The sequence below is a fragment of the Bacillus sp. FSL M8-0277 genome, assembly GCF_037975305.1.
Lineage (GTDB): Bacteria > Bacillota > Bacilli > Bacillales > Bacillaceae > Bacillus > Bacillus pumilus.
Map to the genome: position 1 here is coordinate 1,102,074 of NZ_CP150255.1, position 25,285 is coordinate 1,127,358.

A 25,285-nucleotide genomic window follows, 5' to 3' on the forward strand; every position below is an offset into this window, starting at 1 on the left:
TTATCTGAGTTTTAAAAGTTTTTCATTGTGGATTCATAAAAATATGTTGCGTGCAGGAAACTTTCATTGAAATATGTTATAGTGGAACCTACATTGATAGACTAAGATAGAGTGAGGGTTCGGAAAGGATGAAGGAGAAAACAAGATCAAAAAGAAGGCTGAGACCTTGGGTGAAAGTCGTGCTGTTTATCATGGCATTTGTCATGGTGATGGCAATATCCGTGACAGGATATGCCTACTATAAAATTTCAAAAGCGTCGAATAAGGCGCAAGTGTCATTAGAAAGAGGAGACACCTCGCAAAAGCGTGTGAAAGCTTTTGATCCAGGAAAGGACAGCTTCTCGGTCCTGCTGCTTGGAATTGACAGCCGTCCAGGTGAAACGGTAGACGAAGCAAGAAGTGATGCGGTCTTACTGGCGGCTGTGAACCGAACAGAGAAAACCATCAAGCTCCTCAGTATTCCTCGTGATTCTTATGTAGATATTCCGGGAAGAGGATATGATAAAATCGCCCACGCCCATGCGTTTGGGAGTGCAGATTTGTCAGTCAAAACGGTCGAAAACCTGCTGAACATTCCTGTAGACTATGTGATTTCAGGGAACTTTAAGGCGTTTCAAGACATTGTAGATGAGCTAAACGGAATTGACGTAACGATTGAAGATGAAGGTATCGCAAAACAAATGGAAAAGGATTCAAAAGGAAAAGTTCATGTGCAAACAGGAACACATACGTTAAATGGTGAAGAAGCATTAGCCTTTGTGAGAACAAGAAAGGCAGACAGTGACCTTATGCGCGGGAAGCGCCAAATGGAAGCACTTCAAGCCATCTTTGAAAAATCTAAATCCATTTCTTCGATCCCATCCTATGACAACATCATTGATACACTTGGTGACAATGTTTCAACCAATCTGTCCATGAAGCAGTTTATCGGTCTTTTCCCGTTATTGAGCTCATTGACATCAGTAGATACCATTCAGCTAAAGGGCCATGATTATCAGCCTGGGAATGTGTATTACTTTGAGTTAGATGGCGCTGGATTAGAAGAAGTGAGAACAGAGCTGAGAGAACAGCTTGAATTATCATAAAGAAGCATTAGCCTGCCGCTGTGGCAGGCTTTTTGCTTTGAATGGGGAAGCGCGACAATGAAGCAAATTCAATTCGCTTGATGAAGAAAATACCGTGTCAGCAATTCCTCTACCCGGTGACGTATACGTGGATTAAAGTATTTATGTTTTTCTTCATAGCCATCCATGATAAATAGATACGTTGTAAATCCTTCATCGTGTTCAATTTGCTGTACCTTCATTTTTTCTTTACGTAAATGCTGCTTTAGTTCATAAAGTGCTTTCTGTGCTTCCTTTAAGGCGGAGGTCACAAGCTGAATGTATGGTTCATTTAGTTTGAATGTTTGATGTTGTTTTAAGTGAGTCAAATCACGATTGAGGATGGAGACGACCATTGGAAGAAAGATGGCCTGTTCCATCATCTGAAGTTGTATTCTTGATAGTCTCGTCATGTCCAAGCCTGCTTTCTTTCTTGATAGAACACACGTTCTTATTTATTATACCGAATGAGTCAAATAATCTCAAGGGGGGGATTCATTTGTATATTTTTATGTTTTCCATGTAAAATGAAAAGTAGACAAACCTTGAAGGAGTCAAACAAGTTGACATCATTTCTTTCCCTATTTACTCACGAAAATATCACATCATTTTTTGAGAGCTACAAGGCCTTTGGACCGATTGTGGCCATATTGCTCCCTTTAATAGAAGCATTTCTTCCGTTTTTACCACTCGTTGCGTTTGCTGTAGCGAATGCAAATGCATTCGGCCTTTGGGAAGGATTTTTATTGACCTGGATTGGCGCAAGTGCAGGGTCTATTCTTGTCTTTTTACTGATCAGAAAATTTGGACAGATGAGAATGCTCAACTTTATCAGCAGGCATCCTTCCATTAAAAAATTGATGCTTTGGGTGGAGAAGCGGGGGTTTGGTCCATTATTTATTTTACTTTGCTTTCCTTTCACGCCCTCTGCTGCCGTCAATGTTGTAGCGGGTTTATCAAGAATTAGCTTTTGGCAATTCTCATTAGCTACTTTATCTGGTAAGTGTGTCATGCTTTTTATCATTAGTTTTATTGGTTATGATCTTTCTGCTTTAGTTAAGAATCCGTTAAGAAGTGTTTTTGCGGTTCTAGTTATTGCGTTATTATGGTATGTTGGAAAGAGAGTAGAAAATAGGTTAAACATTCGAATGAGCAAACGTGAGGACAAAGGAGGCTCTTAATGAAAAAGAAGCCATTGCTATGGTTGATGATTATTACAGGCATCGTCTTATTGTTCCAAGTCAAGAATTTCATGTTTGTCACGTACAAAGTAGAAGGGGTTAGTATGGACCCAACTTTTACAGATGGAACAGAATTATTAATCAATAAGTTCTCGCCAAAACTCACGAAAATTAGCCGGTTTGATTATGTGTTATTTCACGGCCCTAAAAATCAAATCTTGATCAAGCGAGTCATTGGACTCCCAGGAGAAACGATCAAGTATGAAGATGATCAGTTATTTGTCGATGGTGAAAAAAAGAAGGAACCTTATTTAAAAGAGCAGAAACAACATAAAATGGGGAACGTTCTGACAGGGGATTTTCAGCTGAAAGCCATCACAGGAGACGATAAAATCAAAAACAATCATTACTTTGTGGTCGGAGATAACCGAATACATAGCTTCGACAGCCGGCATTTTGGCACCATTTCAAAGGATCAAGTTGTCGGTGTTAAAAGAAATACCAGCGAATAAAAAAAGGCGCTCTGCACATGCAAAGCGTCTCTTTTTATTTTGCGGCTTTATAATCAGGCTGCCTTTTTGCCCATACGTGATGTAAGAAGCGGAAAAACGGTGGCAGCATTGCAATGACGAGAATAATTCTGACGACTTGTACAGCCACAACAAAGGTAGAATCCTCATGCAGTGTGACCGCAGTTGTTGCCATCTCTGCAATACCGCCAGGCGAAAAAGCAAGAATGGCTGTAATGACAGAAATACCTGTGATCTCAGCGATGGCAATAGAGCTGAGGACAGTCGCAGCAATTAGCCCAGCTGAGCTGACGACAGCCACAATGAGAGTGTTTTTTAGCCCGACAAACATTTCTTTATTCATTTTTGAACCGATGGTTGCACCTAGAAATACTTGAGACGCAATGTTCGCTTGTGCCGGCCAATAAGGAATCAAATCATAACCTATGAGTGCACCCGCACCAACTTGAAGAGCTGCGACGCCTAGCATGCTGCCGATCAGCCAAGGAGCTGGGAAATGAAGACGAACTGCTAGGCGTGACATGAGCCAGGCACCTAAAATAAGCGCAGCGGTCCAAGAGATGTTTGAAAGGGTGAAAACACCCGAAGAAAAAGCGCTCCCTTGCGTAACTACAGCCACATCCGCTTGGTTTTTTGTATTTAAATAAAACACTGTAAATGGGATAGTGAGTACAACCATTAATACACGTATCGTTTGCACAAGACTCACAACAGCTGTATTGGCTCCCACCTCTTGGGCAATGCCCGGCATAGCGGATAAACCGCCGGGGGCAGTTCCCACAAAGCTTGTCAGCATATCTGTTTTGCTCAGCTTCCATAAGACAAAGCCTGAGAGCATCGCCAGTAGAATAGAAAAGACGAGCATGAAACTCACAGGGAGCCAATTTTCAGCGAAAATGTGAAGGACCTTCATATTCATTTTCTGTCCGAGTTCGATTCCGAGAATGAATTGACCAAGGAGCAGCCATCTGCTGTGAATACGTAAGGTGCTAGTTCCTTTACGCTGAAACAGGGTGGGGCGGCGCATCGCAATAAAAGCTGCGGTGATTAATGTACCTACCATCCAGCCAATGGACATACCTGTTAAAGACAAAAGAAATCCACCTAAACCGCCTATCGCAATGAGAATGAGATCGGTTCGAAGGCTGTTTCCTTGTTTCATCACATGTAAACCTTCTTCCTATATGTTTGTTCAGTAAGTGAAATGTTGTTAACTTCACTATAATACAAAAGTCTCTATAAATAAAATGCGAATTTTTTCACTATTTTCATAAGATTATCTTATCACTAAATGATTAGTACATTTTTATAAAGAAAGATATCATTTTTACTAAAAACAAAGTCTATATACAACGATTTTCCCCTATTTATGTTATCAGTTGACTATCATTTTCAATTACACTACAATGCTTAGTGTGAGGTGATAACATGAAAATTCCTTCTTTTAAATATAATGAAAAGGGATTGAATCGTTTTTTTGGTCCTTTAGAGGGAAGAATTATGGAGATCCTTTATGAAGGTGAGGATATGCCGATTAAAGAGGTCCAGCAAAAGCTGTCAGATGAGAAGCCGATTAATTTCAACACCGTGATGACTGTGCTGAACCGCTTAACCGAAAAAGGAATTGTGGAGAAAAAAACAAAAGGGCGCTCATCTATTTATAATCCTATTTTAACAAAAGAAGAATTTCTAAATGAGCAAACAAAATGGATTACACAAGGATTGATGGATGATTTCGGTCCACTGGCAGTGAATCATATGGTGGATGCGATTGAAAGTGCTGATCCTGAATTACTCAAAGTACTAGAAGCACGGCTAGCATCTAAAAAAGAGGAGCAGCAAAATGAATAAAATGAAGTCGAGTCTGCTGTTTTCAGGCGGTATATTGATTGGTTTAGCCATTTTTTATCAGATGGGGTATTACGTGCTTTCAAGCTTTTTTGGCTGGAATCAAGCATATAACCTGATCCATGTATGCCAGTCTGTGCTCGAATTCTATGGATTCACTCCTTTAAAATACTTTCTGGATGCCTTAGTCCTCTACACATTGGGTTTTGCGATTTTTTATATGACGAAACAAATCAAAAAGTACATTCAATTCAAGCAAAATCTGATGCTTGCAGTCGATCACCAGTCGACCGAATCTTTATCTGAGAAATATGCTAATGACATCATCGTGTTTCATTGTCATGAACCGCTTGCTTTTGCAATGGGGATGCTTCACCCAAAGGTTTATTTATCAACAGCTCTCATGGACATGCTGGATGAAGAAGAGATTGACGCTGTAGTTCATCACGAATTGCATCACAAATACAGCTATGATCCTTTAAAGGCTTTCATGTTCTCAATGCTCACAAAAGTCATTTGGTACATTCCAGTGTTAAAGCATATGAGACAAAGCTACTCTGTTTTTCGTGAAGTGATTGCAGATGACTATGCCATTCAGAAGACAGGTACTGAGCTTGGAGTAGGGCAGGCCCTTTTGAAGCTGATTAAAAAGAGAACCCAGTTTCAAAAACAAACAAAGTTTGCGGTGTCCTTTGGGGATCGGGCATTGAATTTAAGAATACAAAAAATCTTAAATCCAACTTACAATATTCCTTTTAATGTACCAATGATTCCAATCGTCACATCAGCCATTCTGATGGTGGTCTTAATGATTATGCTCAACCTTAATTACTAATTTTTTTACTTATTAACATTACATTGTGTAGTGTAAAAACAGGAGGAAATCACTATATGAAAACAAATCAAGAAATAGGAACACTTTTTGTACGCGTTATTTTAGGTATTATTTTCTTTTTACATGGGCTTCAGGCATATCAAGGAGGGCTGGGAGGCACAGCAGCATTCTTTGGACAAATCGGTGTACCTGAATTTATGGCCTATATTGTGAAGACAATTGAGCTAGTCGGTGGTATTGCCTTGATTTTAGGTCTAGGAACACGTATTTTCGCAGCATTATTCGTACCAATTATGGCAGTAGCGATTATCACTGTTGGTTTTTCTAGAGGATTTGTTGGTGGCTATGAATTTGAACTTTCGCTGCTCGTCATGGCGCTTTATTTGACTCTTAGCGGCAGTAAGCTGTTGTCAATTGATGGGATACTCAAGCATCAGCAGCAAAGCAATGAAGCAAAATTTCATTAAAAGATCATAAAAAAACTCCTTCTGCTATTTTGGGCAGAGGAGTTTTTTTAATGGTCAAAATCTCATTTTCTCGTTTGAAAATAAGGAAGGGATGTGAGGATTTGCTACATTTAGCGCTTTCTTTAATAGATTGAATGAACGAAAAATCGATTTCATTTTTTGACGGAACATACGATCTCCTATTAAAATAGGACTATCTATGATACATGGTGCGTTAAAAGATATAAAAACCATACAGCATGCTGCTGCTCATCTTGAGCGATACGTTTCATTAGCTCTTTTGTTCCTTGATCCCGGACATAGTCTGATACGCTTAAGTAAAAATCGACCGTTTTTTGTTCATCTTTAAAGGCAAACATAAGTCCTTCTCTGAATTGGTCTGGACAAGGTTCTGTTACGCTTGGTTTGTGGTTTTTCCCTGTTAAAGAATAATATAGCTTTGAAAATAGTTGATAGTGTCTGACTTCATCCTGGCGTATTTCTTGAATGATCTTTTTTGCTTCAGGATTTTTTGCCTTTTGGGCAAGTTTTTCGTAGCATTGGATCGCAGAATACTCACCATTAATCGCTTTCTCAAGGTCTGAAATGATCCTTGTGTTTTGGCGCATGTCATAAGGCGAGTAGTCATAGTAACCGTAATACATGATATTGCCAGCCTCCTTTTAGTTCATGATGGTTTATGATATGAAAAGAGTGAGGAAAGGTGCCTATGTCTTTTTTCAGAAAGGAGAATGGGAACGTGATCGGAAAATAGCTATTTACCTTTATTTTCGCTAGAATATGAGTACATAAGAAAGGTGTTGTGGAACGTGGAGATTCAGTTTTTAGCAGGCAGATCGGGGAGTGGAAAAACGACTGCAATCTTAGAGGAAATCAAAGAACAGCTTCGGCTTGATCCGTTGGGTCCGCCAATCATTTTTTTAGTCCCGGATCAAATGACATTTTTAATGGAATATGAGCTTGCGAAAACGTCTGAAGCTGGTGGAATGATCAGAGCTAAAGTATTTAGTTTCACTCGTCTTGCTTGGTCGATTTTACAGCAGACTGGTGGAGCGAATCGGCAATTTGTGACAAGCACAGGAATTCAAATGCTTTTAAGAAAAGTGATTGAAGAGCAGAAAGACAAGTTTAAAGTATTCAAAAAAGCGAGTGATAAGCCGGGGTTTGTGGAGCAAATCGAAAAAACGATGGCTGAATTAAAAAGATACTGTATGCTGCCAGAGGATATTGAGAAGATTTCAGCGTCTAGCATGCATTCAGAGTATACAGAAGAAAGACGGGCAGCCGAAAAATTGCATGATCTCCATGTTCTTTATCAGCAGATGGAGGAGCATTTACAAGATGAATATGTGCACTCAGAAGACTATTTGACTCTTCTTTCCCAGCAAATTCCTTCAGCTGAAGAAATAAAAGGAGCACACATCTATATAGATGGTTTTTATCAATTTACACCGCAGCAGCTTCTTGTCATTGAACAGCTCTTGCTGCATGCAGCAAAAATAACTGCGGCTTTCACAGTAGATCGATCCTATCATGATAGGCAGCCAAATGAACTTGATTTATTTCGTATGACAGGTAAAACGTATTTCCAGCTCTATCAGCTTGCTAAAGAGTGGGGAGCTGACATTTCTGAAAATATTTTTGAAAGAAATCATCGGCACCTTTATACACCAGATCTTGCTTATTTAGAACACCAATATGAGCAGCGGCCCGTTCAGCCATATCAGGAAAACACCCCTCATCTCACAGTGTCTAAAAGTGCAAATAAACGAGCTGAAATTGAGGGAGTAGCGAGAGATATCCTTGATTTAGTGAGAGAAAAAGGACTCAGACTGCGAGATATCTCGATTGTAGCGCGGCATGTAGATGACTATAAAGATACGTTAAAAGAGGTTTTTCGAGATTACGATATTCCTTTTTTTATTGATGGAAATGAATCGATGCAGTATCATCCGCTCATTGAATTAATTCGTTCGAGCTTGGATGTCATAAAAGGAAATTGGCGGTATGAAGCGGTATTTCGCTGCGTGAAAACAGAGTTCTTATTTCCGCTTGAAATCACTAAGAACAAAGCGAGAGAGCAGGCAGATCAGCTTGAAAACTATTGCATTGCTTATGGTGTAAAAGGAGAGCGCTGGACAAACGGTTCCCGGTTTCATTACAGGCGTTTCCAATCATTAGATGAGGATTTCGGACAAACAGATCAAGAAATTGAAATGGAACAAATGCTAAATGACGTCAAAGAATGGATCGCGCCCCCGCTTTACCAGTTGCAGAAAAGGCTCAAAAAAGCGCAAAAGGTAAGGGACATGGTAGAGGCTGTCTATGTCTTTTTAGAAGAGATACAAGTACCAGATAAGCTTGAAAAGGCGAGGCTTGAGGCTGAAGAAGCAGGTCGATTAGCTGAAGCAATGCAGCACGGGCAAGTATGGGATGCGGTGATTCAATTAATGGATGAATTTGTTGACATACTAGGTGACGAAGAGCTCTCATTTCCCTTATTCCAACAGATGATAGATACAGGGTTAGCTTCTCTAAAATTCGCTTTGATTCCGCCTTCACTCGACCAAGTATTTATTGGAAGTATGGATTTATCCAGAATGTATCAAGTGAAGTGTACGTTTATCATTGGTGTAAATGATGGCGTTATTCCCGCACGTCCCTCTGATGAGAGTGTATTGTCTGAGGATGACCGAGAATGGTTAAAACGAGCAGGAGCAGAGCTGGCAGAGACAGGAAAAGAACGGCTGCTAGATGAGCAATTTTTAATTTACCAAGCGTTATCAAGTCCATCCCATCATTTGTATCTATCCTATGCGGCTTCTGATGCAGAAGGACGTTCTCTATTGCCTTCAACACTCATCAAGTATTGCCAAGAGCTTATGCCAAATCATCAGCAGGCTCTTTATGTGTTAGATCCAGAACAGCTGGAAGACGATGAGCAATTAAAATTTGTAGCGAATGAGCATGTTTCGTTGTCTTATACCGTCTCACAGCTGCAGCAATGGCTCAATCAATATCCCATCAGCGGTGTATGGTGGAGTGTCTATAACTACTTAATGAGATCTCCTCATCGGGATGTATCAAAAAACATCATGTCAAGCTTGTTCTTTACAAATCGAGCGAAGCCATTAAAGCCTAATGTCACAAAAGAGCTTTACGGTGACCATATTCAGGGCAGTGTTTCAAGAATGGAGAAGTTCAATGCGTGTGCATTCTCTCACTTTGCTTCCCACGGTTTAAAACTAAAGGATCGACAATTTTACAAATTGGAAGCACCCGATATCGGCCAGCTGTTTCACTCGGCTTTGAAGCATATTTCAGATACGCTAGTTGAACAAAAAAAGGATTGGAAAAACCTAACGAAGGAAGATTGTGTCACCTATTCAAGACATGCAATCGAACAGCTTGCTCCGCGTCTTCAAAAGGAGATTCTATTAAGCTCTAATCGGCATGCTTATATTAAAGAAAAGCTTCAGAAAATCTTGATTCGAGTCTCTTCTATATTAAGTGAACATGCCAAATTGAGTGGATTTTCTCCGGTAGGGCTTGAGTTAGGTTTTGGAGGTCAAGGGCCTTTGCCGCCGTTTACTTTTCAATTAAAGAATGGCTGCACGATGGAGCTTGTCGGAAGGATTGACAGGGTAGATAAGGCAGAAGGTTCAAAAGGGCTGCTTTTAAGAATCGTCGATTACAAATCCAGTGAGAAAGGTCTTGACCTAGCAGAAGTATACTATGGTCTTGCCTTGCAAATGCTCACATACTTAGACCTAACCATTACGTATTCGAAAGAGTGGCTCGGCGTAGAAGCAACGCCTGCTGGCATTTTATATTTCCATATTCATGATCCGCTCATTCAAGCACCGATTCCACTTGCAGAGGATGAAATTGAGCAGGAAATCTTCAAGAAATTTAAAATGAAGGGTTTATTGCTTGAAGATGTGGAAGCAGTAAAGCTAATGGATCAAACGCTTGATTCAGGTAGATCGCAAGTCATTCAAGCCGGTTTGAAAAAGGATGGGTCTTTCCGTTCTGATTCGGCAGTTTTAAGTGAGGATCATTTCCATATACTCACACAACACGTTCGGCGCACATTTGAAGAAGCAGGCGAAAGAATTACAAATGGAGAGGTCGCAATTAATCCATATAAATTAAAGGATCAAACACCTTGCCGCTTTTGTTCATTCAAGTCTATTTGCCAATTCGATGAATCAATAGAAGATAATGATTTTAGGGTGCTCACCTCTGAAAAGGATGATGTTGTGATAGAACGGATCAAAAAAGAAGGGGATCAGTATGCAAATACCAAAACCGAATAACAGTACGTGGACGGATGACCAGTGGGAAGCCATCGTTTCAGAAGGACAAGATATCTTGGTTGCGGCGGCGGCAGGGTCAGGTAAAACAGCTGTTTTGGTTGAACGCCTGATTCGAAAAATGACCCGGCCTGAACATCCAGTTGATGTGGATCGTCTGCTCGTTGTGACTTTCACAAATGCTTCTGCGGCAGAGATGAAGCATCGGATCACAGAAGCACTTGAAAAAGAATTAGCCAAAAACCCTGGGTCTCTTCATATGAGAAGGCAGCTGTCCCTCATGAATCGAGCCAATATTTCAACCTTGCACTCCTTTTGCTTGCAGGTTTTGCGCACCTTTTACTATGAAATTGATCTTGATCCAGGCTTTCGTTTGGCTGACCAAACAGAAGGAGAATTATTAGGAGATGAAGTGTTAGACGAACTGTTTGAGGATGAATATAAGGCTGGAAAGCCATCATTCTTTGAATTGGTTGATCGTTACACATCTGACCGTCACGACTTAGATTTGCAATGGCTCGTGAAGAGAATTTATGAGTTTTCGAGATCTCATCCTTCTCCGGAGCAATGGATGCGGGCATTTCTTTCACTTTATGATGTAGATGCTCAAACAAAAGTAGAAGAATTACCGTTTTATCCATATATCAAAGAAGATCTTTCTCTCGTTCTCCGGAGCTGCCAGGAGCTGCTTGAACGAGCTCTTTCGCTATCAAAAGAACCGGGCGGCCCAGCACCGAGAGCAGAGAATTTTATAGATGATTTAGAGCAAGTCAATGAATTAATCCGTCATCAAGATGATTTTGAGAAGCTTTATGAGCTTTTGCCGAACGTCAATTTTAAAAGGCTCAAAACGTGCAAAGGGGACGAATATGACCCTGCTCTCTTAGAAAAATCCACAGATGCACGTAATCAAGCAAAAAAACAATTAGAAAAACTAAAAGATGAATACTTCATGCGCAGTCCTGCCCAACATTTAAAAAGCTTAGCTGAAATGAAGCCAGTTGTGGAGACGCTTGTAGAGCTTGTGATCCAATTTGGTGAGCGTTTCGAAAGAGCGAAGCAGGAAAAGTCAATTGTCGACTTTTCGGATTTAGAGCACTATTGCTTACGCATTTTAGCGGAGCAGGATGCAGAAGGACATTTGATCGAAACAGAAGCTGCCAAATACTATCAACAGCAGTTTGAAGAAGTGCTCGTTGATGAATACCAGGATACAAACCTTGTACAAGAAACGATTTTAAAGCTTGTATCTAAGGGGAAACATTCTGCAGAGGGCAATCTGTTTATGGTTGGTGATGTAAAGCAGTCAATTTATCGTTTTAGGCTGGCAGAGCCTATGCTCTTTTTAAACAAATATAAACACTTTCAACCAGACGGCAAAGAAACAGGGAAGAGAATCGATTTAAATAAAAACTTCCGTAGCCGTTCAGATGTTTTAGATAGTACGAACTTTTTGTTCAAGCAGCTGATGGGGGAAAAAGTGGGAGAAATTGAATATGATGAACAAGCTGAATTAAAGCTTGGAGCGAGTTATCCAGAAAGCAAAGATACAACGACAGAAATGCTTCTTGTCCACTTAGATCAGCAGGAAGCAGAAACCGGCGAAGAGCGAGAAGAGCTCGAGACCGTCCAATTTGAAGCGAGAATCATTGCTAAAAAAATAAAAGAATTAGTGGAGCAGCCATTTCAAGTGTACGATGCAAAGCAGCAAATGACCCGTAATTTGCAGTATCGTGACATTGTCATTTTGCTTCGGTCTATGCCTTGGGCTCCACAAATGATGGAGGAATTAAAGAAGCAGGGAATCCCTGTATATGCGAATCTTTCCTCTGGTTATTTTGAAGCAACAGAGGTGTCTGTCATTCTTTCATTGTTAAAAGTCATCGATAATCCATATCAGGATATCCCGCTTGCTGCTGTTTTAAGATCACCTATTGTTCATTTAGACGAAAATGAATTGGCTCTGATTCGAACGAGTGATAAAAAAGGCACGTATTATGATGCTGTAAAGGCATTCATGAGTGTGACGCATTCTGATCACCCTACATGCAAAAAACTAGAGCGATTTTTCCAATTACTGCGCAAGTGGCGTGATTTTTCTATCAATCATTCGGTGGCAGAATTAATTTGGGAAGTCTACCGTGATACGCAGTATCTTGATTATGTTGGCGGAATGCCTGGAGGTAAGCAGCGACAGGCAAATCTTCGTGCCCTTTATGACCGGGCTAAGCAATACGAAAAAGCTGCCTTTAGAGGGCTATTCCGATTCCTTCGTTTTATTGAAAGAATGCAGGAGCGTGGGGATGATCTTGGTGCAGCAAAAACGTTCAGTGAAACAGAGGACGTTGTGCGTATGATGACGATCCACAGCAGTAAAGGATTAGAATTTCCAGTCGTCTTTACCGCAGGGCTCGGCAGAAACTTTAATATGATGGACTTAAACCAGCCCTATTTACTTGATAAAGAACTAGGCTTTGGAAGCAAGTACATCCATCCTGAGCTGAGAATTAGTTATGCGACATTACCGCTTGTGGCGATGAAAAAAAAGATGAGAAAAGAGTTGTTATCTGAAGAATTAAGGGTCCTATATGTAGCGCTCACAAGGGCTAAAGAAAAATTATTTCTAGTCGGCTCTGTCAAAAATCAGGTGAAAGCATTAAGCAAATGGCAAAATGCCGCAACCGGAGAAGAGTGGCTGCTCCCTGATTTTGAACGGTATCAATCGAAAACATACTTAGATTTCATTGGCCCTGCCCTTATCCGTCATCAAGCGATGTCATCTGTTTTAGAAGAAACAGGAGATATTGTTCTTTCGCATCCGTCTACATTCACTATCTCATTTACGCAAGCTTCTGATCTTTTAAAGGAAGATATGTCACTTGAAAAAAAGGAGCAAGACGAGATTGTACAAGCATTGATCGATGGTCTACCTGTTGAAGGATATGGTGATGCTGATGAGAAGGTGGCAGAGAGACTCTCATGGAAATATCCGTATCTAGCGGCCTCGCAAGTCGGCACAAAGCAGTCTGTTTCCGAGATAAAAAGAATGAAAGAAATACAGGATGAGTACAGTGTTCCTTCTTCTATTCGAAAAGCTCGTGCAACATTGTATGACCGGCCAGCTTTCATGAAGAAGAAAACACTCACTGCCGCAGAACAAGGCACCGCAATGCATACAGTGATGCAGCATATCCCGCTCCCTTCTGAGGAGCCCTATGATGAATCACGTATAGGACACCTGCTCGAATCCTTACAGCAGCGAGACTTGCTAACAGATGAGCAGATCCAATCAATTAATCAAGAAGGAATTGCTTCTTTCTTCTCTACTTCAATTGGTCAAAAACTGCTAAAAGCGGACTGGGTAAAACGAGAGGTGTCATTTAGTATGGTGTTACCTGTTAAAGAGGTATACAGTCATATTGATACTGAGGGAGAGCCTGTTCTGATTCAAGGGATGATTGACTGTTTATTTGAAACAGATGGAAAGCTATATTTACTAGATTATAAAACTGATAGAGTACAAGGCAGATATACAGTTGACGCTGCTGAACCGATCTTGAAAAAGCGTTATGAAACCCAAATAGCCTTATATGCAAAAGCTGTAGAGCGTTTGACAAACAGAACATTAGAGGAGAAAATTCTCTATTTCTTCGATGGAAATTTAGAAATTTCTTTATAAATGTATCGGAATGAGAGGTGAATCACATGAGGATTCTGCATACAGCGGATTGGCATTTAGGGAAAACCCTTGAAGGTCGAAGCCGGCTTGATGAGCAAGCACAGTTTTTAGATGAACTGTATCAAATCGTGAAAGACGAACACATTGATGTCATTGTGATGGCCGGTGATGCCTTTGATACTGTGAATCCGCCTGCTAGAGCAGAGCAGCTTTTTTATGAAAGTCTATCTGCCTTATCTGATAAAGGAAAACGCCAGGTAGTGGTCATTTCAGGCAACCACGATAATCCGGATCGTTTATCAGCCGCATCACCTTTAACAAATGATCAAGGGATTCATTTAATTGGATATCCGACAAATGACATCATCCGTGTCGATGTTCCTTCTGCGGATGAACGTTTATCCATTGCAGCACTCGCTTATCCGTCTGAGGCGAGACTAAATGAGGTGCTAGCTGAAACATTTGAAGAGAAATTGCTTCGTGATCATTACAATTTAAAGATTCAACAAGCGTTTCAACATTTAAGTAATCAATTTCAACCGGATACGGTCAATATGGCAACAAGCCACATTTATGTGGCAGGGGGAAGTCAAACAGATTCAGAAAGACCGATTGAAGTAGGCGGCGCATATACTGTTGCGGCTGAAAGCCTGCCAGAATCCGCTTGCTATGTTGCACTTGGTCATTTGCACAGGCCGCAAACGATCAAACGTGCCAAAACGATTGCTCGTTATTCTGGATCACCTCTTGCTTATAGCTTTTCTGAATCAGGTTACGCCAAATCAGTCACAATTGTAGAGGCAAAACCGAATGAAAAAGCGAGCTGGAAAGAAGTGTTTCTATCAAGCGGAAAACCACTTATGAAATGGAAGGCGACTGAGGGACTGAGTCAAGTGTACGAGTGGCTGGATGAAAAACGGGATCTTCAGGCATGGATTGATCTAGAGATTCATTTAACAGATCAGCTCTCTATTGAAGAGATTCATCAGCTCCGAAAGCAGCATAGTGGGTTTGTTCACATTCGTCCAAAGTTCAAAGAACTACAGCAAATAGAAGAGCAAAAGCAAGTGGAAAAACTCTCGATCGAAGAGAGGTTCGTGAAGTTTTATGAGCGCCAGACAGGTGGCGGTCTGCCTGATGAAAAAACAGTCAAACTGTTTTTAGAGCTAGCCAATGATATGCAAGAGGAGGAAGCGACTTGAAGCCGATTACGCTGACCATTAAAGGACTTCATAGCTTCAGAGAAGAACAAATAATTGACTTTAGCTCATTATGTGATGCGGGTGTGTTTGGCATATTTGGACCGACAGGAAGTGGAAAGTCTTCCATATTAGACGCCATGACACTGGCACTCTATGGCAAAGTGGAGCGTGCGTTAAATAATACACATGGTATTTTGAACCAAGCGGAAGAAAAGCTGTCGGTTTCCTTTACATTTGCTTTGCAAAAGGAACACCACATTTCTTATAAAGTTGAACGTGCTTTCAAACGAGCGGATGAAATGAAAGTCAGAACGACATTATGCCGCCTAATTGAAATCGGTGATACGCAGACAGTTCTCGCAGATAAAGCGAGTGAGGTGAATCGTAAAGTAGAAGAACTACTCGGATTAACCATTGATGACTTTACCCGTGCGGTTGTCTTACCTCAAGGGAAGTTTGCAGAATTTCTCTCCCTCAAAGGGGCAGACAGACGTCAAATGCTTCAGCGGTTGTTTAACTTGGAGAAATATGGAGATCAACTCGTCAAGCGATTGCGTGCAAAGGCTCAAAAGCATTATGGGCAAAAAAATGAACTGCTAGCTGAACTGAATGGTTTAGGAGAAGCTGGTCCAGAGGCGCTGGCAAAAGCAAAGGAAGCAGCTGAGCAGGCAAAGGCTATTTTTCATGAGAAAAAACAAGCGCGGGACGAAGCGTTCACTGCTTTTACAAAGGCGCAAGCGATCTGGCAGTATCAAAAGGAACAAGAAGCTTACGAGACTGAACAAAACAAGCTGAATTTACTGGCACCATCAATAGAAGAGAAAAAGACGAAGCTCCATATCGCAGAGCAGGCAGAGACGCTAAAGCCCTATGCGGATGCATTGACAAAGGCTGAAAAACAGCTTTCTCAAGCATCGAAAGAGCAACAGGAAGCAGAAAAGCAGCTGCTGCATCAACGAACGATCTATGATCAAATGGTGCGGGAGTATGAGCAAGCCCGGCAAAAGAAAATAGAGACAGAGCCAGACCTTCTCCAAAAGAAAGAACAGCTGATTCAGCTAAAAGAAATTGAACGTAAAAAAGAGGCAGCTTTTCAGGAAAAGACGAGCATAGAGCGCCAAAAAAATGAAAAAGCGCAGCAGCTCCTCCAAAAGAAGAAAGAAGCGGAGAATCTCCAATCTCTATTAGAGCGTGCACTAACGAAACAAACACAGCTGAAAAATGAGCTGGAGCAGTTACAAGTTTCAGTGAAAGAACGTAAAAGTGTACAGGATGCTTTACGTTTAAGTGAAAATGTTGAAAGAATAAACCTTAGTATTCAAAAGGAAAAGCAAAAGCTGGAGGAGCTCAACAAGCGAGCCTCACAGACTTCAGAAGCATATGAAAAGCTTCAAAAGCAGCAAAACGACCATTATGAAAAAATAGACCAATCGTTTCAAGCAATTGAACACCTCTATTTTTATGTATGTGAACTCGAACGAGCTCTGGCAGAATGGAGTCAAAAAGAACAACAACAGAAACTCGAAAAATTAAAGCAGCGTGATGCGGTAAGGGCGGCAGAATTAAGAAAAGAATTAGCGGCAGAGCTAGTAGATGGTGAGCCATGTCCGGTTTGTGGGTCGATTCATCATGATCCAAAGGCTTTGCAATCCAATGACCATGAAGAAACCGTGGCACAAGTCGATGAAGTCATTCAACGGATGGACAAAGAGCTCAAGCAGGCAGAGGATTATGGGAGAGACATGTATGCCGCAAAGCAGCTTCTCGAAACGCATGCCAATCAATTAGTGAAGCAATTCGCTTTCTTATCTCAGAAAGCCCCTGGAGCGGAAGTCGCTGCAGCAGTAGAAACGGTACAAAATTCGCAGTCTTTGCAGGGTCTGGTGCAAGAATGGAAAGGCATAAAACAGGATACTCAAGAAGTTGAACATAAACGAGCTCGTTTAATGGATGAAACGCATGATCAAGTAGCAGAGATGAGCAAGATAAAAGAGCAAATGACTTTTGAACAGCAGCGCATCGAAGAATTAGAGGTGCTGATCAAAGAGTTTGATGCTGAGCTTTCAGAGCAAACGACTCAATTTGAACAGACCTTCCCGCATCTTACATTGAATCAAGTACAAGAAATGCAAAAGCAAATCGATGAAAAGGACCAACAAGCGGAAGGCTATAAAGAACGTATTGAGAAAAGCATTACGTTTTTGGAAGAAAAACAGCTAGCAAAAGAGCAGCTGCAGACAGTGATATACAATGTCGAGAAAGAACTTGATAAACTAGCGCATCAGTTAGAAAGTCAGCAGCAGCTTATCCAACAATATGAAACAGATTTAGGCCGATATCCATTAAAAGCTGCCTCAATTTCTGATGAACTTATAGAGGTTGAACACACCCTTTCTCTTCTTAATGAAAAAGAGCAGCAATCGTACAAGCAATTGCAGCACGCGCAGCAGTTGTTTAGTGAAGCGCAAAGTCATTTTTCAAGCAGTGAGCGTCAGCTTCAAGAGGCGAACAGGCGAAAACATGAAGCAGAAGCAGCATGGGAAAAACAAGCAGAATCTTCTCCTTTTCATATGCCGCAGGAAATTGAGTCTGTTTCAATGGAACAGCCAGTACGTCAATCGGTCAAACAGGAAATTGAGGAGTTTGAGGATAAAAGAAAGGAATGTGCCGCAAACTTAAAGCGAATTTCTGAATTACTGAAAGAAGAGTCACTGGATGAAAAGCAGTGGACGGACATTCAGCACAGAAAAGCTGCAGCTGAAAAAGCATTGGAAGAAGCGACAGCAATGAGTGGGTCCGCACATGAACACCTGCGTGTGATTGAAGAGAATCATCAGCGCTTTGCAAGTATTCACGAACGATTGGAAGCACTGCAGGAAGAAATTGATCGCCTTGATAAACTGCAAACTGTTTTTAAAGGGAATACGTTTGTTGAATTTTTAGCAGAAGAACAGCTGGAAAGTGTCAGTCGTGATGCATCCGCCCGCTTAGGTATGTTGACGAGACAAAGATATGCGATTGAGGTCGACTCAGAAGGCGGCTTTGTTATGCGAGATGATGCAAATGGCGGTGTTAGGCGTCCCGTGTCCAGCTTGTCCGGCGGGGAAACCTTCTTGACATCACTGGCGCTTGCCCTTGCTCTTTCTGCACAAATTCAGCTGAGAGGTGAATTCCCGCTGCAATTCTTTTTCCTTGATGAAGGATTCGGTACGCTCGATCAAGACTTGCTTGATACGGTCATTACCGCATTAGAAAAGCTACAGTCTCACAATTTAGCAGTTGGTGTTATTAGCCACGTGGAAGAATTGAAAATGAGACTACCGAAGAAACTGATTGTTCATCCAGCAGATCCAAGCGGGAAAGGGACAACGGTCTCAATGGAATTAATGTAAATGTTGAGGTGATGACAGGGTGGCAAAGCAAACCATTGGATTATGTGAGCTGTGCGGAAGACAACATGTCCTGCTCACAGAACACCACTTAACACCAAGAGAAGAAGGTGGGGCTTTTTTACCGACTGCCTTCCTGTGTATCCCCTGCCATAAACAAGTGCATGCCCTCTTTACAAACCAGGAGCTTGCCGTGCGCTTGAACACACTTGATGCACTAAGGCAGGATGAAAAGCTTGCTTCGTACATCAAATGGATTCGAAAACAGCCGGCAAGCAAGCTGGTTAAAACAAAAAAATCGAGACAACGTAGAAAAAAATAAGCATAAAAAGCGCTCCTCTCATGAAATGACTGTAGAGGAGCTGCTTTATGCATTGCCTACCATATTCTGATCATTTAAGTCAGGATCCACATAGTTGGTGGCGCTAATGCCATTATTTAATATCAAGAAATCTCCGGTATTCCCCGCTCCAGAGCCTAAAGCAGATTTTGACGAACTTTTAGGTGAAAGGTAAAATGAGTCACCGACGTTTACGACGCCTCCAGAAATAGAGTTAATGTAAATGGGTCCGACAATTGCTGGCATAATCGACATCCTTTATTCGAAGTCATATCACCATCATATGCGCAGGTAGGTCCACTTGTGAGTTTGGCGGACTTTCGTCGTTGCTAAATAACTCTCGAATATGCTTCACTCGCGCAACGGCATTCATTCTACAAGTAGAGCCGATTTGATAGACAGAGGACGATGATACCCCTTCTACATGTATCGAAGAAACTTTAATCACAGGCTTTTCATGGTAAAATGCCGTTCTAACTGATCGTTCTGGCAGCATCAATGGAATCGGCTCAAAATATACTTCAAATTCTTTCGCATTTAAGTTTTCTGCTTCATAGCCATAAAACAAACTAAGCGTCCGTTGAACAGCTAACACCTTGACCTTCGGGCATAGCTCCTGTGTATCACCAATTTGAACGACACTCGAAATCCCGACAGAATTCACCTTCGAGAACTTCACTTGAGATGTGCGCTTAATCATTATCGAGGTGCCAGAGGAACAAACGGGCCAATGATCAAAGATTCTGGCGGTGTATCAAAAATGGAGGATAATTGTACATGATCTGTGTCCCCGATGATAAATAGGGAAGAGGACGAAACCCCAACTACTTTAATGCTTCCGGTCTCGATGTTGCGGTTGACGACTGTGAAATTCATCCGTTTTCCTCTCCTTTCGTTTCATTTGGAATATGGGCTAAGAAGTGCTCAATCGCTCGTTTAACATCATGCTTCACATATTCAGCAATTTGCTCTGAACGCTGCAGCGGAGTCATATCTTCCCGGTGCGGGAGCTGTCCTGCATAGTATTTGATTCTGCTGTCAATTTGCTTTCGGATGTCATCAATGATGTGGTGTTTGTTGCTTTCATCCAGGGACCCTTCATATCGCTGCTCCAGCTCTTCAAGAAGTTCTGGCGCTTCTTCATTTAAGAATGCGTCGACAAGCTGGCGTGTTTGATTGAAAAATTGATCAGCCGTTTCTTGCTGCATCATTCCAATGCCCGGGGTTGTTGTTTGGCCCACTTCAAAGTTTTGAACACTGTTTGGATCAGATGGATTGAGGCCGATATTCAGCGTACCTTCCAGCCGCTCGATTTTCAGTTGATCAAATTGATAATCAATCCGTTCAATCGTCGTTGTCGGTTTATCCTTGATCATTTGCATTTCCTGCTGAAGTTCGTTAAGCCTTTTTTCAAGCATCATGATTTGTTGTGTTTGTTTTTGAATGATGCCATATACTTGTGAAGCGTTGCTTTGATAGTCATACATTGACATACACCTCCGGGGATTGCAGATGAACTTAAGTTGTTGGTGACTGAAGCGGTACAAAAGGTGCTGTGCTTGCGCCTTGGGATTCTTCAATTCCTTGTGTGCCTGCTGCGGCAGGTGCTGCTTCTACGTAGCTGCCCGTGTTATACAGATTAGAAAGAGCTTTAATTGAACCAGCGCTCCCAATTTGCAGCACAGAGGAGTTACTGACAGACTCTACACGCAAATAATTAATTTGTATCGCTTGATTAATATAGAAGTTCAACGGATTCTCACTCCTTACAAGTTACCAACAAGCGGTTGATCAATGACATCACTGTCGTACGTATTTGTCACACTTTTATAGTTGCTAATGCGCAATTGATCACCAGTGTTAAAACTGCCTGCGCCAGCAAACGTTTTAACCTGACTATTTGGAGAAATGGTGATGCAGTCTCCAACATGAACGACTCCGCTCGTTCCGACGGCATTTACTTTAAAGGCTCCAACAATAGCCGGCATAGCGGTGCACATCCTTTATAAAAATAAGGCACTTTGTTTTTGGGCGTTTCACCATAGCTTATGATGGGTCTTTTAATGTGTGATTGTCTTTTTGAAAGCTTTTGATGAGAGGAATGAGGTGTATGGTTTACCCTTTTTTAGAGCATTCATTCGAGGTATATTTGATGCCTTTATTTAAGAGTGTGTCAAGCTCTTGACTGCACCTGATGGTTTCTTCGGCATTCATCCCGAATTTTTTTGCGGTCTCAATTAAATGTAATCTTTTTTGTTCAATTTCATAATTGATCATAACGGACGCCAACTCTCACATTTTTTATCAAATAGAAGGATATGGTTAGTATACCCTATTTTTCTATAAAAAAAGTTGTTTCGTCAATATGAGTAATAAAGTGACAAAATTCGAAAGCGTCCTTACGTGCGATCTCTCTCTTTTCTTATTTCAGCCTGTAAATAACGTCGTCTTTTGTTGATATACTGCCGGATGACCTCTCGCTCTGATCTTAGAATGTCTTTTCGGTCTCTTGTATAAGGATCATCTCCGATTCGGTTTTCAATAGAAGCATGCCATGTTTCAATAATTGGACAAAGCCGGTCTTCTAAAAATTGTGTATCGAGTACGTGCTGGAAAAGCGTGTAATAGGCTCTCTTAAACGAAGGGATATCTAGTAATCTAGAAGTTAAAGTATTAAAGCCGCTTACTGGAATATAATCAAACGCCATTTCTTCTCCATGAATGTCACGGCCCCATGTCGCATCATAATCCCAAGGAAGCACTTGGAACCTGCCTTGTTCATTCACATAAAGAGCGTAGTTATGGACAAAGCCGTCAAAGTTTTGTGTGCACACAACACCAATGAGCCAGCGGAAATACTGGGTCACATCTAGGTAATGCTCAATCTTTTCGGCAAATATGTCATCTTTCGCTGTGTTGAGAAAGTAAATAAATTCACTTAGCTGCTGATCATGTTGAGAACTCCCTGTTTTTTTCTCGTACCCGAGGAGAAGGTGTTTTTTTGGCTTTTTATCAAATGAACTCAAAAGGGAAAAGTTGGCGTCGTCATCGACTGCATAATAAATGCCGCCTCCTGAAAGCTGTCTTTTCTGAAAAAAGTGCTCATCGACGGATTCTATTTTTAAATAAATGCCTTCTTTTCTTCCGTTTATAGTGAGAAACACATGAGACGCAGCAGGGCTTAGCACGCCCATTTGCTCAAAGAAATAAAAGGACAGCCTGTTTCGGATAAACGAAGGGTCATTGTACTCCGCATTTAAATGAAAGATGGATTCGCCTTGTCTTTGCTTTGGCTTTCGATATTCAATTTGATAGGACTTTTTCTTAAGTTTCCTAATATGAGACCCTCGGTATGAAGCATAAATGTGCGATTTGATCTGGCCGGTTTTCAAAATGGCCTCAACAGGTTCGTCGTTCCATATGTCTTTTCTTAATTCAATCAGGTCCTTTGGATGAATCCAAATATCCATTTGCTTTAAAGGTTCTGTAGTCATGCGTTCATCCTCCTCCTATGCTCTTCTTTACGATATGAAAATGAAGGAATGTCCTGTACCCGTTTGTTAGGTATTCATGGAGTTTTAAAAGAAAGGGGCATCCGCCAAGAACACTTGTCTACCAAGTCTCGTAACATAAAGCAGAGAAGATAAACAGTTTGATCTGTTTGTTTTGTCAAAGTATAGACTGGGAGGGGAATCGTTCGTGAGCACATTTGATCATTCACATATTGAACATGCAGTGGATTCACTTCGAAGTGAAGGACGTGATCATCACTTAGATCGTGAGCCAGAATCGAGACGATCGCATAAGTCAGCTCGTTCTCGTCATTCAAATCGCGGTCATTGGTTCTTTGGCGGTGGTGGACGCCGTAAATCATGTCGCAGTAAAAAAAGCTACAGAAGCCATCGTTCAAAGAAAAGTTATCGCTCGAAGAAAAGCATGAAGAGTAAAAAGTCATATAAAAGCAAGAAATCTTGCAGAAGCAAAAAGAGCGAACCGAAAAAGTCATGTCGCAGCAAACACAGATCCCATCATAAGAAAAGCTGCCGCAAGTCACACCGCAGCAAATGCAGATCGCATCATAAGAAGAGCTGCCGCAAGTCACATCGCAGCAAGCACAGATCGCATCATAAGAAGAGCCGCAAGTCGCGCCGCAGCCATCGATCTAAGCGATCTCATCACCATAGAAGCAGTCGCTCTTGCAAAAGATGTGGAAAGAAAAAGCATCATTCCCGCAGCAGAGGAAATGTTGATCGTAAATGGGATCAAGGGAACATGTGGGAGTATCGCCGCTACCGCTAAACATCAGATCATCTTTTTTGAAACCCTTTTTAAAAGAGAGTATGATAAAAAAGGGTTTTTTTTATTTCATAGAGAAATAAAATGAGACATCATCACTTAGCGAAATGAAGATTGTGAGGGGAAAACATGAAGTTTTTTACAGGTGAGATACATAGCAGGATGTTTATCGGGGTAGTCATTGATGATGAATGGGTCATGGACGTCAAAAAGGCAGAAGCCAAATTATTTGAGCTTGAGACACTGCCAAACTCTTTAGCTGAATGTATTCATATGGGGGACAAGTTTGTTGAGCATGTCAAACAGCTCCTTGACTGGGCTGAGAAAAAAGAAGAGGATCGCGGTTCTTATGTTTATCCGCTGTCGGACGTGAAACTCCATGCGCCGATTCCAAAGCCAGCTAAAAACATTATGTGTGTTGGAAAGAATTATCAAGATCATGTCATGGAGATGGGAAGTGTAGCGGATATTCCTAAAGATGTGATGATCTTTACAAAGGCACCTACTTCAGTCGTTGGACATGAAGCGGATATCCTCCTTCATGAAGATGTGACGAGTGAACTGGATTATGAAGGAGAGCTTGCGATCGTGATGGGCAAATCAGGGAAGAATATTGCACCTGAAGAAGTCCATGATTATCTATTTGGTTACACCATTTTAAATGACGTAACGGCAAGAGATTTACAGAAAAAACACAAACAATTTTTTATAGGGAAAAGCTTAGATACAACCTGCCCGATAGGACCTTATATTGTACATAAGTCTGTGATCGAGGATCACGGCGCGCTCCATGTGGAAACAAAGGTTAACGGAGAGGTTCGCCAGTCTGCAAGTACAGAATTAATGATTTTCTCCATCGAGAACATTGTGTCTACTCTTTCAAAAGGGATGACACTAGAAGCTGGTGACATCATTGCAACGGGAACACCTTCTGGGGTTGGCAAAGGCTTTGAACCGCCTAAATTTTTAGCTTCAGGGGATCGAATCGACATCACGATTGAACCGATTGGGACGCTATCAAATCGCGTCAAATAAAGAGTGAGATGACACAGGATTGTCGCTTTGTGTTCGACTTATTTCGTGGTACGATGAGAAGGTAATTGTTCTGATAAAGGGGGAAATAACAGATGGGAACGCATTTACATATTACAGCATGGGTGCTAGGAATTATTTTATTCTTCGTGGCCTTTGCTCTAGCAGGTAAAAACGACAAAGGTGCTAAAATTGTGCACATGATTGTCAGACTATTGTACTTGATCATTATCGCCACAGGCGTAGAGCTGTATGTTCGCACAGGAATGAAGATTCCAGGTTTCGGTGGCGAGTATATCGGTAAAATGATTTTCGGTATCCTTGTGATCGGCTTCATGGAAATGGTTCTTGTACGCAAGAAAAAAGGAAAATCGGTGACTGGTGTATTGATTGGTTTTATCGTACTCGCGATTGTGACCATTCTTCTCGGGTTACGTCTGCCAATCGGTTTCCATATCTTTTAACATAAAAAGGACATTGCTTATACAAAGCAGTGTCCTTTTTATATGCCATCAAACTGCGAAACCGACCGGTGACCGTCAGAAGTGGTCCATTCAAAACGAATTTGACCCGCGGCGTACTCGCAGTGACATTGAAGGGCAAGCGATTGTGTATCTGTCGAAAACTGAAAGAAAGAAACTCGTTGAAAAGAATGAAAGGAGGAGAAAACACAATCATAGACGGAAAAGCCAAGCTGTTCTATCTGTGCAGTGATTTCATAAAAGACGTTTTCAGGAACAAACATGAGAAGGTCAAGCAAGCCTTTGGCAAGTGATGATGTATATTGAATTTCTTCACCGCCTTGTACTTCTAACAGCTGTCCATTTTCATGAAGGATCATGGAACCGAGCAGTTCTCCTTTTATCCACCTATCATTTTCCTTCAAACAGATCATCGTACTTTGAAGACTTTCTGGTAGCATGATTTCTCCTTCTTCATCTTCAATCAGACAATGCCCGTTTTCAATGAGTAAATACCCGCTGCACCATCTTCGGCTGCAGCGTTCAAGCTGCCTCATTCGTTTTTCCATTTGCAGACGCTCCTTTCCTCTTTCTTTTCTTACCAAA

General features: G+C 41.4%; 25 protein-coding genes. 13 read left to right on the top strand and 12 right to left on the bottom strand.

Translation table 11 applies throughout. The features are described from left to right. The first annotated feature begins 128 nt into the window (after positions 1–128). Positions 129–1,085 (top strand): LCP family protein, encoded by a 957-nt coding sequence (locus tag MKZ05_RS05330; protein ID WP_003212446.1) that lies wholly within the window; start codon positions 129–131, stop codon positions 1,083–1,085. Between the two features lie 68 nt (positions 1,086–1,153). Here the strand turns inward: MKZ05_RS05330 and MKZ05_RS05335 are convergent, their stop codons facing one another. After that, positions 1,154–1,516: a hypothetical protein gene (locus tag MKZ05_RS05335; RefSeq protein WP_003210969.1), complete on the bottom strand. Its 363-nt coding sequence runs from the start codon at positions 1,514–1,516 to the stop codon at positions 1,154–1,156. Positions 1,517–1,666: 150 nt separating this feature from the next. On the opposite strand from MKZ05_RS05335, the gene MKZ05_RS05340 reads away from it, so the two are divergent. After that, on the top strand, positions 1,667–2,284 hold the full coding sequence (locus tag MKZ05_RS05340; RefSeq protein WP_080772985.1) for a TVP38/TMEM64 family protein: 618 nt from the start codon (positions 1,667–1,669) through the stop codon (positions 2,282–2,284). Further along, a complete protein-coding gene (lepB, locus tag MKZ05_RS05345; RefSeq protein ID WP_041815362.1) occupies positions 2,284–2,796 on the top strand; it encodes a signal peptidase I in 513 nt (170 codons plus the stop codon). Before MKZ05_RS05340 ends, lepB begins: the two co-directional genes overlap by 1 nt. A 34-nt stretch (positions 2,797–2,830) precedes the next feature. On the opposite strand, the gene MKZ05_RS05350 is transcribed toward lepB, so the two are convergent. Continuing rightward, positions 2,831–3,976, bottom strand: a complete 1,146-nt coding sequence (locus MKZ05_RS05350) for an AbrB family transcriptional regulator (RefSeq protein WP_339162362.1) — start codon at positions 3,974–3,976, stop codon at positions 2,831–2,833. 266 nt (positions 3,977–4,242) lie between these two features. On the opposite strand from MKZ05_RS05350, the gene MKZ05_RS05355 reads away from it, so the two are divergent. From MKZ05_RS05355 to MKZ05_RS05365, 3 genes are read left to right on the top strand one after another with little or no spacing between them, the layout of a single operon-like run. Beyond that, a complete protein-coding gene (locus MKZ05_RS05355) occupies positions 4,243–4,665 on the top strand; it encodes a BlaI/MecI/CopY family transcriptional regulator (protein WP_003210872.1) in 423 nt (140 codons plus the stop codon). Next, entirely contained in the window at positions 4,658–5,497 is an 840-nt protein-coding gene (locus tag MKZ05_RS05360; protein ID WP_050945367.1) for a M56 family metallopeptidase, read from the top strand. The genes MKZ05_RS05355 and MKZ05_RS05360 overlap by 8 nt, the downstream gene beginning before the upstream one ends. Before the next feature lie 56 nt (positions 5,498–5,553). Further along, a complete protein-coding gene (locus MKZ05_RS05365; protein ID WP_106029930.1) occupies positions 5,554–5,964 on the top strand; it encodes a DoxX family protein in 411 nt (136 codons plus the stop codon). Between the two features lie 197 nt (positions 5,965–6,161). Here the strand turns inward: MKZ05_RS05365 and MKZ05_RS05370 are convergent, their stop codons facing one another. Beyond that, the gene (locus MKZ05_RS05370; RefSeq protein WP_003211961.1) at positions 6,162–6,608 is read right to left on the bottom strand and encodes a ferritin-like domain-containing protein; all 447 of its coding nucleotides are present in this window, start codon (positions 6,606–6,608) and stop codon (positions 6,162–6,164) included. Between the two features lie 165 nt (positions 6,609–6,773). Between MKZ05_RS05370 and addB the strand changes: the two genes are divergently transcribed. From addB to MKZ05_RS05395, 5 genes are read left to right on the top strand one after another with little or no spacing between them, the layout of a single operon-like run. Further along, positions 6,774–10,283, top strand: coding sequence for a helicase-exonuclease AddAB subunit AddB (gene addB / locus MKZ05_RS05375; protein WP_339161694.1), 3,510 nt, complete (start codon positions 6,774–6,776; stop codon positions 10,281–10,283). Continuing rightward, complete coding sequence (addA, locus tag MKZ05_RS05380; protein WP_339161697.1) at positions 10,261–13,959, top strand: helicase-exonuclease AddAB subunit AddA; 3,699 nt, start codon at positions 10,261–10,263, stop codon at positions 13,957–13,959. The genes addB and addA overlap by 23 nt, the downstream gene beginning before the upstream one ends. Positions 13,960–13,985: 26 nt before the next feature. Beyond that, a complete protein-coding gene (gene sbcD, locus MKZ05_RS05385) occupies positions 13,986–15,161 on the top strand; it encodes an exonuclease subunit SbcD (RefSeq protein ID WP_044139868.1) in 1,176 nt (391 codons plus the stop codon). Continuing rightward, positions 15,158–18,553, top strand: a complete 3,396-nt coding sequence (locus MKZ05_RS05390; RefSeq protein ID WP_251191011.1) for an SMC family ATPase — start codon at positions 15,158–15,160, stop codon at positions 18,551–18,553. Before sbcD ends, MKZ05_RS05390 begins: the two co-directional genes overlap by 4 nt. A gap of 19 nt (positions 18,554–18,572) precedes the next feature. Continuing rightward, positions 18,573–18,872 (top strand): hypothetical protein, encoded by a 300-nt coding sequence (locus tag MKZ05_RS05395; RefSeq protein ID WP_106029934.1) that lies wholly within the window; start codon positions 18,573–18,575, stop codon positions 18,870–18,872. 45 nt (positions 18,873–18,917) lie between these two features. On the opposite strand, the gene MKZ05_RS05400 is transcribed toward MKZ05_RS05395, so the two are convergent. The 8 genes from MKZ05_RS05400 to MKZ05_RS05435 all read right to left on the bottom strand — a co-directional run bounded on the left by MKZ05_RS05400 (position 18,918) and on the right by MKZ05_RS05435 (position 22,384). Continuing rightward, complete coding sequence (locus MKZ05_RS05400) at positions 18,918–19,136, bottom strand: spore germination protein (RefSeq protein WP_003211468.1); 219 nt, start codon at positions 19,134–19,136, stop codon at positions 18,918–18,920. A 22-nt stretch (positions 19,137–19,158) separates the two neighbouring features. Further along, positions 19,159–19,590, bottom strand: coding sequence for a spore germination protein GerPE (locus MKZ05_RS05405; protein ID WP_050945359.1), 432 nt, complete (start codon positions 19,588–19,590; stop codon positions 19,159–19,161). After that, positions 19,590–19,766 carry a germination protein GerPD gene (locus MKZ05_RS05410; RefSeq protein ID WP_003210893.1) on the bottom strand — a complete coding sequence of 59 codons (177 nt, stop codon included), beginning with the start codon at positions 19,764–19,766 and terminating at the stop codon, positions 19,590–19,592. The genes MKZ05_RS05405 and MKZ05_RS05410 overlap by 1 nt, the downstream gene beginning before the upstream one ends. Next, positions 19,763–20,377: a spore germination protein GerPC gene (locus tag MKZ05_RS05415; protein ID WP_339161701.1), complete on the bottom strand. Its 615-nt coding sequence runs from the start codon at positions 20,375–20,377 to the stop codon at positions 19,763–19,765. The genes MKZ05_RS05410 and MKZ05_RS05415 overlap by 4 nt, the downstream gene beginning before the upstream one ends. A 31-nt stretch (positions 20,378–20,408) precedes the next feature. After that, complete coding sequence (locus MKZ05_RS05420; RefSeq protein ID WP_003210877.1) at positions 20,409–20,642, bottom strand: spore germination protein GerPB; 234 nt, start codon at positions 20,640–20,642, stop codon at positions 20,409–20,411. A 14-nt stretch (positions 20,643–20,656) separates the two neighbouring features. Beyond that, positions 20,657–20,878 (bottom strand): spore germination protein, encoded by a 222-nt coding sequence (locus tag MKZ05_RS05425; protein WP_003211745.1) that lies wholly within the window; start codon positions 20,876–20,878, stop codon positions 20,657–20,659. Between the two features lie 127 nt (positions 20,879–21,005). After that, positions 21,006–21,167, bottom strand: coding sequence for an aspartyl-phosphate phosphatase Spo0E family protein (locus MKZ05_RS05430; protein WP_012009503.1), 162 nt, complete (start codon positions 21,165–21,167; stop codon positions 21,006–21,008). Positions 21,168–21,289: 122 nt separating this feature from the next. Beyond that, positions 21,290–22,384, bottom strand: a complete 1,095-nt coding sequence (locus MKZ05_RS05435) for a CotH kinase family protein (protein ID WP_339161703.1) — start codon at positions 22,382–22,384, stop codon at positions 21,290–21,292. Positions 22,385–23,315: 931 nt separating this feature from the next. On the opposite strand from MKZ05_RS05435, the gene MKZ05_RS05440 reads away from it, so the two are divergent. Both MKZ05_RS05440 and MKZ05_RS05445 read left to right on the top strand, forming a co-directional pair. Continuing rightward, positions 23,316–24,221, top strand: a complete 906-nt coding sequence (locus MKZ05_RS05440; RefSeq protein ID WP_050945352.1) for a fumarylacetoacetate hydrolase family protein — start codon at positions 23,316–23,318, stop codon at positions 24,219–24,221. Positions 24,222–24,313: 92 nt separating this feature from the next. After that, positions 24,314–24,682 (top strand): YisL family protein, encoded by a 369-nt coding sequence (locus MKZ05_RS05445; protein WP_003212021.1) that lies wholly within the window; start codon positions 24,314–24,316, stop codon positions 24,680–24,682. A 38-nt stretch (positions 24,683–24,720) separates the two neighbouring features. On the opposite strand, the gene MKZ05_RS05450 is transcribed toward MKZ05_RS05445, so the two are convergent. Next, complete coding sequence (locus MKZ05_RS05450) at positions 24,721–25,248, bottom strand: DUF2777 family protein (RefSeq protein ID WP_339161705.1); 528 nt, start codon at positions 25,246–25,248, stop codon at positions 24,721–24,723. Positions 25,249–25,285 lie beyond the last annotated feature (37 nt).